9 protein-coding genes and 1 pseudogene are annotated in these 13,127 nt (G+C 69.1%); 5 read left to right on the forward strand and 5 right to left on the reverse strand.

Going from position 1 to position 13,127, the window contains the following annotated elements; translation table 11 throughout:
• Positions 1–51: 51 nt before the first annotated feature.
• From ACFVYL_RS24695 to abc-f, 5 genes and pseudogenes are all read right to left on the reverse strand, one after another.
• Positions 52–1,200 carry a S1 family peptidase gene (locus tag ACFVYL_RS24695; RefSeq protein ID WP_389719678.1) on the reverse strand — a complete coding sequence of 383 codons (1,149 nt, stop codon included), beginning with the start codon at positions 1,198–1,200 and terminating at the stop codon, positions 52–54.
• A gap of 320 nt (positions 1,201–1,520) precedes the next feature.
• Positions 1,521–2,324 carry an endonuclease/exonuclease/phosphatase family protein gene (locus tag ACFVYL_RS24700; protein WP_389719680.1) on the reverse strand — a complete coding sequence of 268 codons (804 nt, stop codon included), beginning with the start codon at positions 2,322–2,324 and terminating at the stop codon, positions 1,521–1,523.
• Positions 2,325–2,411: 87 nt separating this feature from the next.
• Positions 2,412–2,921, reverse strand: coding sequence for a hypothetical protein (locus ACFVYL_RS24705; protein WP_389719517.1), 510 nt, complete (start codon positions 2,919–2,921; stop codon positions 2,412–2,414).
• A gap of 273 nt (positions 2,922–3,194) precedes the next feature.
• Positions 3,195–4,665 (reverse strand): annotated as a pseudogene (locus tag ACFVYL_RS24710) (ATP-binding cassette domain-containing protein).
• 77 nt (positions 4,666–4,742) lie between these two features.
• The gene (gene abc-f / locus ACFVYL_RS24715; protein ID WP_389719519.1) at positions 4,743–6,377 is read right to left on the reverse strand and encodes a ribosomal protection-like ABC-F family protein; all 1,635 of its coding nucleotides are present in this window, start codon (positions 6,375–6,377) and stop codon (positions 4,743–4,745) included.
• A gap of 386 nt (positions 6,378–6,763) precedes the next feature.
• Between abc-f and ACFVYL_RS24720 the strand changes: the two genes are divergently transcribed.
• From ACFVYL_RS24720 to ACFVYL_RS24740, 5 genes are all read left to right on the forward strand, one after another.
• Positions 6,764–6,973, forward strand: coding sequence for a hypothetical protein (locus ACFVYL_RS24720; RefSeq protein WP_389719520.1), 210 nt, complete (start codon positions 6,764–6,766; stop codon positions 6,971–6,973).
• Positions 6,974–7,308: 335 nt separating this feature from the next.
• On the forward strand, positions 7,309–8,277 hold the full coding sequence (locus ACFVYL_RS24725) for an ABC transporter permease (RefSeq protein WP_389719681.1): 969 nt from the start codon (positions 7,309–7,311) through the stop codon (positions 8,275–8,277).
• 1 nt (position 8,278) lies between these two features.
• Positions 8,279–9,184 (forward strand): ABC transporter permease, encoded by a 906-nt coding sequence (locus ACFVYL_RS24730; RefSeq protein ID WP_389719522.1) that lies wholly within the window; start codon positions 8,279–8,281, stop codon positions 9,182–9,184.
• On the forward strand, positions 9,181–11,349 hold the full coding sequence (locus ACFVYL_RS24735; protein ID WP_389719523.1) for a dipeptide ABC transporter ATP-binding protein: 2,169 nt from the start codon (positions 9,181–9,183) through the stop codon (positions 11,347–11,349). Before ACFVYL_RS24730 ends, ACFVYL_RS24735 begins: the two co-directional genes overlap by 4 nt.
• A gap of 70 nt (positions 11,350–11,419) precedes the next feature.
• The gene (locus ACFVYL_RS24740) at positions 11,420–13,102 is read left to right on the forward strand and encodes an ABC transporter family substrate-binding protein (RefSeq protein WP_389719525.1); all 1,683 of its coding nucleotides are present in this window, start codon (positions 11,420–11,422) and stop codon (positions 13,100–13,102) included.
• The last annotated feature ends 25 nt before the right edge of the window (positions 13,103–13,127 follow it).

A 13,127-nucleotide genomic window follows, 5' to 3' on the forward strand; every position in this document is an offset into this window, starting at 1 on the left:
GGCCGCCCACCTTAGCCGGTGGGCGGCCCCTGGTCGTCCCTGGAGGACGGCTCAGTTGGTGTTGAGCGTCAGCCCGTAATAGGCGAGTGCGTCGTCGAGCGGCTGGAAGTAGGAGGAGCCGCGGGAGTTCACACCGCCGGTGCACTGCTGGCGGAGCGGCCCGCCCGAGGTCATGCCCTGGGCCTGGTTGCCGGAGATGTACGCGCCGCCGCTGTCGCCGCCCTCGGTGCAGACGCTGGAGGTGGCGAGCCCCGTGACGACCGTGTCGGGGCCGCCGTTCTGGTCGACGTAGGTGACGGAGGCGTTGTAGGAACCGATCGTGCCGCACGTCCAGCCGGTGGTCGCGCCGGACTTGCAGAGCGCGGCTCCGGACGCGGCGCGGCGGCTGCCGTTGACGGCGACGTTGCCGGCCTGGCCCCAGGTGCCGACCTTGGTCGTGATCGAGTGGCCGGAATTGATGGCGGCGACGCCCATGTCGACGCTGTCGGTGCCGACCGCGAAGCGGGTGTCGGCCCCCTTCGCGAACGCGGCACCGTCGAAGCGCAAGGTGGGCAGGTCGGCGACGCAGTGCCCGGCGGTCACGAGGTACTGCTTGCCGGACCGGTCGCGGGCGCCGTATCCGACGGAACACCACCCGGTGGTGTCGTTGATCGTCATCTTGCTGCCGGGTGCGATCGCGGCCTGCGGCGCCGACTTCTCCTGGCCGCGCACGATGGTGACGGCGGAACCGTACGTCGCCGCCTTGGCCAGAAATGCCTTGGCGGCGGCTCCGCGATCGCTGTTGACCTTGACGGTGACCTTGTCCGAGGCCAGATCCACGGACCAGTCGACGACTCCGGCGGGCGCGCGCCGGGCGGCTGCGGCGTCCAGCCGGTCCTTGATCTTGTCGAGCGCGGCCTGCCCGCGGGCGGGTACCCGGGCGTCGAGGCCGGCCTTCTCGATGACGGCGGCATCAGCACGGTCATCGGCGTTGACGGTCAGTTTGCCGGCGGCGTCGAAGAAGGCGCCGTCCTCGGATATCCCACGCTTCGTCAGCTGGGCGAGCTCGGCCTGCTGGGCGTCCTGCCGGTCCAGGCGTCGGACCGCGTCCTTCTCGCTCACACCGAGCGAAGCGGCGAGCGCCCGCACCATCTCAGGCTGATAGCGGGGGGCGGGTGCGGTGTCCTGCGCCTGCGCCGTGGCCTGGGTTCCCACGGCCATGGACGCCGAGAGCAGGACGGCCACGGCAGCGAATCTGTATCTACGAGAAAGGGGCACACCGATTCCTTCCGAATGGCAGGCAGAAACCCTCGGGAAATACGTGAAACAGGTGGGGGCGTATCACCGAATGGCGGGTTTCTGCCCGGCGTCCGGCGTGGGGCCGGCCGCGGCATGAACTCTGGCCCCATGCCCGCACTGGCTACAAGGTCCATGACAACGGCAGCTTTTAACAGAACATCAAGGGAACTGTTAAAGGGCGTACTTCGGCGTGGCCATCTTGCGCACCTTGGGCACCTTGGGCACGGCGGAGTGCGGTCCGCTTATGTCTTCGGGTTCAGGTCGGCGTGCAGCAGGTCATGGTCCGAGTACCGACTGGGGTGCACGCCGTGGTCGAGCGGGGCGATGTCTTTCAGGAAGATGTAGTCGAACTTGCTGTGCCAGTCGGTCGTCGGTTTGCAGGTGCCATTGGACGAGGGATGGCATTGCGGATCCGCGTCCGCGGCCAGCGCCCACATCTTGGTGAGTTCGGGGGAGTCCGGCACGGAGTTGAAGTCGCCGAGGACGATAGCGCGGTCGTGCCGGGCGACCTCCGCGGCGAGCACGCCGGTCTGTCCCGCTCGTACCGCTTCCTGACGCCGTTGGGCGAGATGCGTGTTGAAGACCCGGACGGGCCGACCGCCCACCGCCGTGGTGACCGCCAGGTAGCCGCGGTCCTCGGATCCGCCGTCCGGGTATTCGACGCTCTTGCGGTCCGACATCGGTGACGCCGAGAGGATCGCCTGACCGAAGGCGCCCGGATGCCACGGCCATCCCCCGCAGCGGCCCCATTTGCGGAGCACTGTCCCGTATTCGACGTGGTACACCAGCCCGTAAAAGGCCTCCAGGTACTCCCGGATCCTCTCGACGTCACGCACACACGCTTCCTGCAGGCCGATGACCTGGGGCGCGTACGTGGCGATTTCCGCCGCCCGGCCGACGTTGTTCTCGCCGCAGGGATTGCAGATGTTCCACGTCATGATCCGGTTCGGTACGATCTCCCGGTCGGCGACGACGGGCGGTGAGCCGGCGTGGAAGGCGTCGCTCGGCGCGCTGGGGCCGACCACCAGCACACAGGCCGCGGTCATGGCGCCCGCGAGCAACCTCGTGCCCCTTCCGAGCACCACCGAGCCTCCTCAAGCTGCCTGCACACGGCGTCAGTTCCCCGCAGGAGGCTACGTGACGAGGGTGTACATGACCGATCGCTGCTGCTTGTGACGCTGGATGCGTGCCTTGGCGACCAGGGATTCGAGGGTGTTCCGCACCACCTGCGGTGTCGGATTGCGGCTCGGGTGCTTTTCCCGGAGTTCGGCTCCCAGCTCCTTGGCGGAACGGGGCTCGTGGTGACCGCCGAGCAGATCCAGCAGCAGGTCCCCGAGCAACGGCTGGCCCGCCTTCTCCTTCGGCCCCGCCTTCTCCTTCGCCGTGCTCTTCGCCTTCGCGACCGCACCCTTCGCCTTCGCGACCGCGGGTTCCTCCTGGGCCTGCTCCGGCAGACGTGAGACATCCGCGAAACCCTCGTACCGCTCGGCGAGGTTGAGGATGTCTGTCAGCAGGGTTTCCTCCTGCTTCAGCAGGTCGATCCGCTGCGCAAGCTCCTCCTGACGCCTGCGGTTCTCTTCCAGATCCGACGCGACCTGTTCCACGTACCGCGATCGGAGCTTCGCGGCTGACTGGCTGCTCACAACCGTTCACTCCCTCGAAATGACTGTTGCTCCACGAATGTTGCTGCGCATGCTACCTACGTCGAGGGGCGCCGTGCAGACGCATGTCAACGCCGAAGGGTTTGTCGAACGTGTGAGCCCACGGCGGAAGCGCGAACGTGGCACTGTACGTGGCCGATGCCGGGCACACATGTGAGTGTGTCCTTGGGCCTTGAACATGTGAACAGCGAGGGAGCGGGAGCTACCCCGTCACGCCGGTGGCGGTCTTCTTCCGCGCGGCGCCGTTGAGCACGGTCAGTGCCTCGCGGTCGAACTCCTCGCCGTGTCGCCCTCCCGCCGCCCGTCTGCTCGCTCCAGCCGCAGCTCACGGCCTTGCCACCGGCGGCGGAGCCACCGGTCGTGGCTCGCGAGGACGATCGCGCCCGGGCCGGTCCCCAACGCCTCCTCCAGTTCGTCGCAGAGGCGCGGGGAGAGGTGGTTGGTGGGCTCGTCGAGCAGCAGCTGGAGCCGGCAGGCGTGCGGCGAGCACGGCGAGCAGCGTCGACTTGCCCGCTCCGTTGTCGCCCGTGACCAGCAGCCGTTCGGTCGGCGCGACCTCAAGGTCGGTCGGCGCGAGTCGCCCCGGCACGCGTACGCCCCGCAGGGAGACCAGGGGCTCCGGGTCCTCTCCCTCCTCGGCGGCCAGCGCACCCGCCGCGAACCGCAGCGGGCGCGGCGGCTCGGTGACCTGGGCGCGCTCCAACTCCTCCAGGCGTCGCGTGGCGTTGCGTACGCGGCGGGAGATCTGGCTCTGCACCCGGCCCGCCCGGTGGCCGTAGCCCATCTTCTCGTTGTCGCGCGGTCCCTGGTCGGGCGCCACCCGGTGCGCGGTCACGCCCGCCGAGCGGCGCAGTTCCACCAGCTCTTCCTGCTCCTCGGCGTACCGCCGCTCCCAGCGCGCCCGCTCGGCGCGCTTCTCGCCCACGTAGGCGCTGTAGTTGCCGCCGTGGCGGACCGGTCCGTCCACCGCGGGGTCGAGGTCGACCATGTCGGTGCAGACGGCGTCGAGGAAGGCCCGGTCGTGGCTGGCGGCCACCACGGCGCCCGGCAGCTCGCGGAGCTCCTGCTCCAGGAAGGCGGCGGCATCGTCGTCAAGGTGGTTGGTCGGCTCGTCGAGGAGCAGGGCCGAGGGCCGCCGGACGAGCAGCGCGGCGAGCGCGAGCCGGCCGCGCTGGCCGCCGGACAGCGAGCCGAGCGTGCGCTCGTGCGTGAGCGCGCCCAGCCCCAGACCGTCGAGGACCAGGGCCGCACGGCGGTCGGCGTCCCAGGATTCGCGGTCCTGGGCCTGTTCGAGGCGGCTGCCGTAGGTGGCGAGGAGCTCTTGGTGGCCGGGGTCGTCCTCGGGGACACGGGCGAGCTCGTCGCCGAGCCGTTCGAGCTCGGCAAGGTCCTCGCGGGCCTCGCGCAACGCCTCGTCCAGCACCGTGGCGATGGTCGAATCGCTCTCGAACGGCATCTCCTGGTGCAGGAACCCGAGGTCGCCGGGGTGCGAGACGCTTCCCGCGTCGGGCTGGTCGACGCCGGCGAGGACGCGTAGCAGCGTGGACTTGCCGACGCCGTTCTCCCCGATCAGACCGATGCGGTGGCCGGGAGAGGCGGTCAGGGAGACGCCGTCGAGAACACGTGTGCCGCCGAGGTCGCGTACGAGGTCGTGGGCGAGCAGAGCGGGCTGCGGAGGGAGACGCAGCTGGGGGAGAGGGTGGGAACGGGGCTGGGGTTGAGGCACAGGAATCCGTCCAACGTGGTCGGTGGTCGGCCCGCCGGGCACACCGCCTCGGCGCGGGCCACATCACACACCGGGGCTCACACCTCGGGAGCCCCGGTCTCCTTGAGCGTCCCCTCGGCCAGCCGCAGCCAGCGGTCGACTCCGATGTCGGCGAGGAAGCGCTCGTCGTGGCTGATCACCACGAAGGCCCCCTGATACGAGTTGAGCGCGCTCTCCAACTGGCCCGCGCTGACCAGGTCGAGGTTGTTGGTCGGTTCGTCAAGGAGGAGCAGTTGCGGGGCCGGTTCGGCGCACAGCACGCAGGCCAGGGTGGCGCGCAGTCGCTCACCGCCGGAGAGCACCTTCACGGGGAGGTGTGCTCGCGCGCCGCGGAAGAGGAATCGGGCGAGCAGGTTCATCCGCTCGGCCTCGTGCCGCTCGGGGGCGAACGCGGCGAAGTTCTCCGCCACGGTGCGCTCCGGGTCCAGGAGGTCGAGTCGCTGCGAGAGGTAGGCGATCCGGCCGTCGTTGCGCTTGATCCCGCCGCTGTTGGGAGCGAGGTCGCCGGTGATCAGACGCAACAGGGTGGTCTTGCCCGCGCCGTTGGGCCCGGTCAGCGCGATGCGCTCGGGGCCGCGGACGGTCAGGTCGACGCCGCCGTCGGCGAACACGGCCCGGCCGGCGTGGTGGACCTGCAACCCCTCGCCGAGGAAGAGGTTGCGCCCGGCGGGCACCTGTGTGTCGGGCAGTTCGAGGGCGATGCGCTGTTCCTCGCGCAGCGCGCGACCGGCCTCGTCGAGCCGGGCCTTGGCCTCGCTGACCCGGGTCGCGTGCATCTGCCCCGCCCGGCCCGCCGACTCCTGTGCGCCGCGCTTCATGTTGCCGGCGAAGATGCGGGGCAGGCCGGCGCTCTTGAGGTTGCGTGCGGCGTTGCTCTGCCGGCGCTCGGCGCGTTCGCGGGCCTGCTGCATCTCGCGCTTCTCGCGCTTCAGCTCCTGCTCGGCGTTGCGGATGTTCTTCTCTGCGACCTCCTGCTCGGCGCGCACGGCTTCCTCGTACTCGGTGAAGTTGCCGCCGTAGAGGCGCAGTTCGTCGCTGCCGAGTTCGGCGATGCGTTCCATGCGGTCGAGCAGGGCGCGGTCGTGGCTGACGAGGAGCAGGCAGCCGGTGAAGTCCGAAAGGACGTCATAGAGCTGGTGCCGGGCCGGCAGGTCGAGGTTGTTGGTCGGCTCGTCGAGCAGCAGTACGTCGGGGCGCTTGAGCAATTGGGCGGCGAGCCCCAGGGAGACGACCTGGCCGCCGCTGAGCGTGTTCAGGGTGCGGTCGAGGGCGAGGCCGGCCAGACCGAGACGGTCGAGCTGGGCGCGGGTGCGCTCCTCGATGTCCCAGTCGTCGCCGATGGTGGCGAAGTGTTTTTCGTCGACGTCGCCGGACTCGACCGCGTCCAGCGCGCGGATCACGGCGGCGATGCCCAGGACCTCGGCGACCGTGAGGTCGCCGGTCAGGGGGAGGCTCTGCGGGAGATAGCCGAGCGTGCCGTTGACGGACACCGATCCGGTGGCGGGCGGCAGTTCGCCGGCGATCAGCTTGAGCAGGGTGCTCTTGCCGGAGCCGTTGGGGGCGACCAGGCCCGTGCGGCCGGGGGCCACGGTGAAGGACAGATCGTGGAAGACCGGGGTGTCGTCGGGCCAGGCGAAGGAGAGGTTCGAGCACAGGATGGCGGCATCGGACATGGATGTGACCTCGATGAAGTGAGGGCAGACAGAGCTCTGCCCTGGGCAGCGGGGGAGAGGGGGTACGACAAAGACGGCCACGGCGACAAGGCGCTTGCGGCGCCGTCCGATGGCCTGTCACATCCGGATCTCATCCGGAGATGTCGTCTTCACCCGCCACGTCTGCGACTCCTCGATCAAATCGTTCAGGTCACTCGCAGCGTAGCAGGTATCTCGTTCTGCCCGGCTGTGCGGACGAGGCATGTGCAGATGAGTGCCGGGGCGTCATGCATGTGTGACCGCGCACCTGTTCATGTGTGGATCGCTCGGTGGTGTGCGCGGAGCCGAAGATCCGCGCGCGTCGCGTGACGCTGCGGAGGCGTGATCGTTTGCAGCGTATGAATTCCATGAAGCGTGTTCTCGTCGCCGTCTCGCTCGCTGTCGCACCTGTCGCGCTCGCGACGCCCGCCCTCGCGACCGAGGCGAATCCTCCGTTGGGCAGCACCCTCAACCAGGGCTTGAGCCAGTCCAACGACGTTCTGATCGGAGAGGAGTCCGGCGCGGTCCAGCAGGTCGCGTCCTCCGCGGTCGAAACGCTGCACGACGCCCTGAACTGACCGCCCCTGACTACCCCTGACCGCGACCCACCCGGGAGGTGCGCTCCTGCGGGAGCGCACCTCCAAGGCGTTGGGCGCGCCCCACACCTCGTCGTTCTGTTTCGGTGACATTGCGATCTCTACGGCAACATTGCGGCCTCATGGCTTAACCCGCCAAAACCTGGCTTGGCCAGCTGGAACGGACCAAACTGACATTCGCCCCTTCGTGGCGACGTTCCGTTACCCGCACACCCGTAGAAGGCTCCACCACACATGTACTCGACCTGTCTCTCCGGCGCCGTCCCGGCGCGTCCCGCGTGTGTGGTGAGGGGGCGGTCCGCACCGTGCGCTATGTGATGCGTAAGGCGGCCGGCTGGCTCCTGATGATCGCGGTCGCGACCAACGCGACGTACTTCTTGGCCAGTTGGTTTCTGGACCCGCGATCGAACTTCAAGGAGTTGCGCCCCGTCCGCAGCGAGGAGCAGATCGCTCGGGCCCTCGCCCCGTACAACCTCGACCCCGGACAGCCACTGGTGCAGCGGTGGTGGAACTGGGTCACCTCGGTGACCCTCGACTTCGACTGGGGCACGTCACCCACCGGCGTCTCCGTCAACGGCGAGATGGGTCACCGTGCGCTCGTCAGCGCCGAGTTGGTCGTCACGGCGACCGTCCTGTCCGTCGTGATCGGTGTCGCGCTCGCCGTCTACACCGCCGCACGCCAGTACGGCCCGGCCGACCGCGTCTCACAGGCCGTGTCCATCGCGGTGTTCAACATCCCTGCACCCGTCGCGGCGCTCGCCGTGGTCTTCGTGGCCATCTGGCTCAACCAGCACGCCGGGCTCGACTTCCTCTACGTCGCCGGGGAGAACTCGCCCAACGTCGAGGGGTTGCTCCCGACCATCGGTGACCGTCTCCTCCACCTGATCCTTCCGACACTCACCCTGACGCTGATGGGCTACGTGGGCTACCACCTGACGCAGCGCTCGCTGCTGCTCGACACGATCAACGCCGACTTCGTGCGCACGGCCCAGGCCACTGGGCTCACCCGAGGACAGGCCATCCGCAGGCACGCGCTGCGCGCCGCACTGATCCCGACGGCGGCCTCCGTGGCGTTCAGCGTCCCCGCCATCTTCACCGGAGCCGTCATCACCGAGACGATCTTCGGCTGGAACGGCATGGGCCGCTACTTCATCCAGACCATCAGCAAGAACGACGTGCACGGCACGGTCGCGACGGCTGCATTCGCCGCGGTGCTCACCGCGATCGGCGCGATCCTCGCGGACATCGCCACGGTCTTCCTCGACCCCCGAGTGCGGGTGAACTGACATGGCGACAGCAATCGGCATCGACACCGTCCAGCTGCCCAGAGACCTCGGCCGCGGCCGGCTCTACCTGCGACGCTTCCTGCGTAACCGCCTCGCCGTCGCCGGCGTCGTGATCTTCGCGCTGCTCGTGCTGTTCAGCGTTCTCGGCGGCCTGTTCACGTCCTACACCCACACCGACGCCGACTTCACCGCCCTCACCCAGCCGCCGAGCGACGTGCACTGGTTCGGCACCAACCAGGGCGGCAACGACATCTACGCCAGTGCGGTGCACGGGCTGCGGCGTTCGCTCGTGATCGCCGTGAGCGTGTCCGTGCTGACGATCGTCGTCGCCGCGGTCATCGGCTCCAGCGCCGCCTACTTCGGTGGCCGGGTGGAGAGGCTGACGCTCGCCGTCATCCACTTCCTCCTGATCGTCCCCTCGTTCCTCATCCTCGCGCTGGTCTCCAACCGCCTGGCCGGTGACTGGCGCGCCCTCATCCTCGTGCTGACCGTGTTCGGGTGGATGTCCACCGCCCGGGTCGTCTGGTCCGTCTCGACCTCGCTGCGCGAACGGGACTACGTGAGGGCGGCGGAGTTCATGGGCGTCCGCCCGCTGCGCATCGTCCTGCGCCACATCATCCCCAACCTCGGTTCCCTGCTCATCGTCAACCTGACGCTCGGCGTCGTCGCGACCGTACTCAGCGAAACCGCGCTGTCGTTCCTCGGCTTCGGTGTCCAGACCCCGGACGTCTCCCTCGGCACGATGCTCGCCGACGGGGCGACCACCGTCACCAGCGCCCCCTGGCTCTTCGCCTTTCCGGCCGGACTCGTCGTCCTGCTCACCGTCTCGATGACCTTCATCGGCGACGGGCTGCGCGACGCCCTCGACCCCACCTCAGTGACCGGCGCGGCGGGAGGCCGACGATGACGACACTCACCAGCCCCCTGCGCGACCACCCCGCTTCCCCCGCCGGCGTCACGCCCGTGCTCTCCGTACGCGACCTGCGGGTCTCCTTCCCCTCCGAGGCCGGACCCGTCGAAGCGGTGCGCGGCGTCAGCTTCGACCTGCTGCCGGGCCGGACCCTCGGCATCGTCGGCGAGTCCGGCTCCGGCAAGTCGGCCACCGCGATGGGCGTCATGGGCCTGCTGCCGCCCACCGCCGACCTGCGCGGTCAGGTCCTGCTCGGCGATCAGGACCTGATCGGCCTCGACGACCGGGCCCTGTCGCGGGTACGAGGCAGATCCATCGGCATGGTCTTCCAGGACCCGCTGTCCGCTCTCACCCCCATCTTCTCCGTGGGCAGGCTGCTCGCCGACGCGCTGCGGGTCCACCAGGACCTGTCCAAGAAGGCGGCCTGGGAGCAGGCCGTCGAACTGCTCGACCTCGTCGGCATCCCCGACCCGCGGGGCCGTGCCTCGGCCTTCCCCCACGAGTTCTCCGGCGGCATGCGCCAGCGAGTGGTCATCGCCTTGGCGATCGCCAACCGGCCGAGGGTGCTTGTGGCCGACGAACCCACCACCGCGCTCGACGTCACCGTGCAGGCGCAGATTCTCGACGTACTGCGCCTCGCGCAGCAGGAGACCGGCGCCGGGCTCGTCCTGATCACCCACGACCTCGGCGTCGTGGCCGGCCACGCGGACGACGTGGCCGTCATGTACGCGGGCCGCTTCGTGGAGAAGACGGACGTGCACGCGCTGTTCCGTCGCCCGACGATGCCGTACACCGCACGGCTCCTCGCCGCCGTGCCGACCGTGGACGGCGGGGTCCGCCGCCCCCTCGTCCCGATCGGCGGAGAGCCACCCGCCCTGACGGGTCTGCCGAAGGGCTGCCCCTTCGCGAGCCGGTGCGCCGTCGCACTCGACGCGTGCGCCTCCGAAGAACCGGAGCTGCGCCACGTGTCGGGACACGGGGACGTGGCCTGCCTTCGCGCCGCCGAGATAGCCGCCGGCACCCTGGACCCCACCCAAGGCGTCACACCCGTCGACCGGGAGCCGGGCACGGGTCGCGCCGAGGGCGGCGACGTGGTGCTGCGCGTCGAGAACCTCGTCAAGACCTTCCCCGTCACCAAGGGCGCGTTCGTCAAACGCCGGGTCGGCACACTGCACGCGGTCAACGAGGTCAGCTTCGAACTGCGTACCGGAGAGACGCTGGGCCTGGTGGGGGAGTCGGGCAGCGGCAAGACGACGACGCTGATGGAGGTCCTGCGGCTCAGACGACCGGAGGGCGGCCGGATCGAGGTCGCCGGGCGGGAGATCGGGGAGACGAGGGCGGGTACGGACACCCGTACCGTGGCCGGCGCCACCCCCTCCGACGGCACCACCGCCGCCCACGACGCGCCGGCCGGTTCCGGCGGGCGCGGGCGCACCCTGCGACACGACGTGCAGATCGTCATGCAGGACCCGCTGGGCGCCCTGGACCCGCGCCTCCCCGTCCACCAGCTACTCGCCGAGCCGCTGCGGGCCGTCGGCCGCGACCGCGCCGCGATCCGCTCCCGCGTCCACGAACTGCTGACGCTCGTCGGTCTCGACCCCTCGGTGAGCGACCGCTTCCCGATCCAGCTCTCGGGAGGCCAGCGCCAACGTGTCGGCATCGCCCGCGCCCTGGCAACGGACCCGAAACTGCTCGCCCTGGACGAGCCGCTCTCCGCCCTGGACGTATCGGTACAGGCCGGCGTGATCAACCTGCTCGGCAGGCTCAAGCGCGAACTGGGACTCGCCTATCTCATGGTCGCGCACGATCTCGCCGTGGTCCGCTACATCTGCGACCGCATCGCGGTGATGTACCTCGGGCACATCGTCGAGACCGGTGACACGGAGACGCTCTTCTCCGACCCGAAGCACCCGTACACCAAGGCACTGCTGTCGGCGATCCCCGTACCCGACCCGGAGCGCGAACGTGCCCGCGAACGGATCGTCCTGGAGGGCGAGCAGCCGCGCGCCACGAACCTGCCGCGCGGTTGCGTGTTCATCGACCGGTGCCCCTTGTACCGCCTCGCCGACGACGACGTCCGGGAGCGCTGCCGCACGGAGCGTCCCGCGCCCAGGTCGGTGCCGGGCCGGCCGGGCCACGCATACGCCTGCCACGCCGCGTAACCGGCGACGGACGTCCAACTCCCCGCTCAACAGAGCCACACCTTCAACATCAACTCAAGGACTCTTCCTCATGCGCGCAAGACTGGCCCTGCCCGTCGCCCTCATAGCGGCCATCTCCGTCACCGCCACCGCCTGCCAGTCCTCATCCGGTGACGGCACCTCGGGTTCGAACGCCAAGAACACCCCGACCTCCGCCTCCGGATCCGCCGACTACAACCCGACGCCGTACGACAAGCTCAAGGACGGCGGGACCTACACGACGGTCGGGACGTTCGACGAACAGGGCAACCCCTTCAACGTCAACGGCACTCTCACGGCGTCCCGGGTATGGGCCTGGTACAACGCCAACGCGATCACCTTCTCGCCGACCGGCGAAGTGCAGTACAACCCGGACTACTTCAGCGATGTGAAGGTGTCCGTCAAGGGCGGCCACCAGAAGGTCGTCCTGACGATCAACAAGAAGGCCACCTTCAACGACGGAACGCCCATCGACTGGACCGCGATCAAGGCCACGTGGAAGGCCAACAACGGTTCCGACAAGGACTACGCGGCCTCGACCACGGACGGCTACGACCAGATCACCGATGTCACGCGGGGCAAAAACGACAAGCAGGCCGTCATCACCTTCAAGGGCGTCGACGCGTCCTGGCCGAGCCTGTTCACCACGTTCCTGCATCCGAAGGCGGCGACGGTCGACAACTTCAACAAGGCGTACGTGAAGAAGGCCCACCCCGAGTGGGGCGCGGGCCCGTACACGGTCGGCAAGTGGGACACCCACTCGGGCAACATCACCTTCGTACGCAACCCGAAGTGGTGGGGCAGGAAGGGCAAGCTCGACAAACGCGTCTACGTGAACCTGGAGTCGACCGCGGCGGTCAACGCCTTCAAGAACGGTCAGCTCGACTATGTCTCCGCGGTCGACGCCGAGAGCCTCAAGCAGGTGAAGGGGATCGAGGGCACCGAGATCCGAAGCGGCGGCAGCCCGTTCGAGTACTCGCTGAACTTCAACACCAAGTCGTCGGTCCTCGGCGACAAGGCGGTGCGCAAGGCGATCCAGGAGAGCATCGACCGCACCCAGATCGCGAAGATCCAGTTCCAGGGCCTGGACTACCAGGAGCCGCTGCCCGGCTCGGCGGTGCTCTACAGCTTCCAGAAGGGGTACGAGGACAACGTCTCGGCGGTCCTGAAGTACGGGCCCGACCAGGCGAAGAAGGACCTCGACGCGGCGGGCTGGAAGCCCGGGAGCGACGGGATCCGGGAGAAGGGCGGCAAGAAGCTCGAGGTCGGATACACGCTCCTTGGCGACGACCCGCTGGGCAAGGCCACCGCCGGTGCCCTGGCCGCGATGCTGAAGCCGGTCGGCGTACGCCTCGTCATCAAGAAGGCGGACGACGCGGACTTCTCCAACATCATCAACGAGCGCAAGTTCGACCTGTTCCTTTCGGGCAACCGCTCCATGGATCCCTTCGGAGTCCGCTACCTGTGCGAGACGTACTGCTCGGACCGTGAATCCAACATCACGGGGGCCGGATCCCCTGCGCTGGACAAGAAGATCCGCGCCACGACGGAGATCGCCGACCTGGACCAGCAGACGGTGGCGGTGAACAAGGTCGAGAAGGAGACCCTCCAGGAGTACGCCAAGCTCCCGATGTTCAGCGGCCCCTCGACGTACAGCGTCAAGAAGGGCCTGGCGAACGTGGGCGCGACCATCTTCCACAACCCCCTGCCGGAGACGGTGGGCTGGGAGAGGTAGCCCGGGGTCGGGCGGTGCCCAGCAC

Source organism: Streptomyces sp. NPDC058308, from assembly GCF_042880275.1.
In the GTDB taxonomy this organism is placed as follows: domain Bacteria; phylum Actinomycetota; class Actinomycetes; order Streptomycetales; family Streptomycetaceae; genus Streptomyces.

Excerpts from the sequence above, each read along its gene's own strand:
- ACFVYL_RS24695 (WP_389719678.1), bottom strand. The coding sequence starts at position 1,200 with ATGGCCGTGGGAACCCAGGCCACGGCGCAGGCGCAGGACACCGCACCC.
- ACFVYL_RS24700 (WP_389719680.1), bottom strand. The coding sequence starts at position 2,324 with ATGACCGCGGCCTGTGTGCTGGTGGTCGGCCCCAGCGCGCCGAGCGAC.
- abc-f (WP_389719519.1), bottom strand. The coding sequence starts at position 6,377 with ATGTCCGATGCCGCCATCCTGTGCTCGAACCTCTCCTTCGCCTGGCCC.
- ACFVYL_RS24720 (WP_389719520.1), top strand. The coding sequence starts at position 6,764 with ATGAAGCGTGTTCTCGTCGCCGTCTCGCTCGCTGTCGCACCTGTCGCG.
- ACFVYL_RS24725 (WP_389719681.1), top strand. The coding sequence starts at position 7,309 with ATGCGTAAGGCGGCCGGCTGGCTCCTGATGATCGCGGTCGCGACCAAC.
- ACFVYL_RS24730 (WP_389719522.1), top strand. The coding sequence starts at position 8,279 with ATGGCGACAGCAATCGGCATCGACACCGTCCAGCTGCCCAGAGACCTC.
- ACFVYL_RS24735 (WP_389719523.1), top strand. The coding sequence starts at position 9,181 with ATGACGACACTCACCAGCCCCCTGCGCGACCACCCCGCTTCCCCCGCC.
- ACFVYL_RS24740 (WP_389719525.1), top strand. The coding sequence starts at position 11,420 with ATGCGCGCAAGACTGGCCCTGCCCGTCGCCCTCATAGCGGCCATCTCC.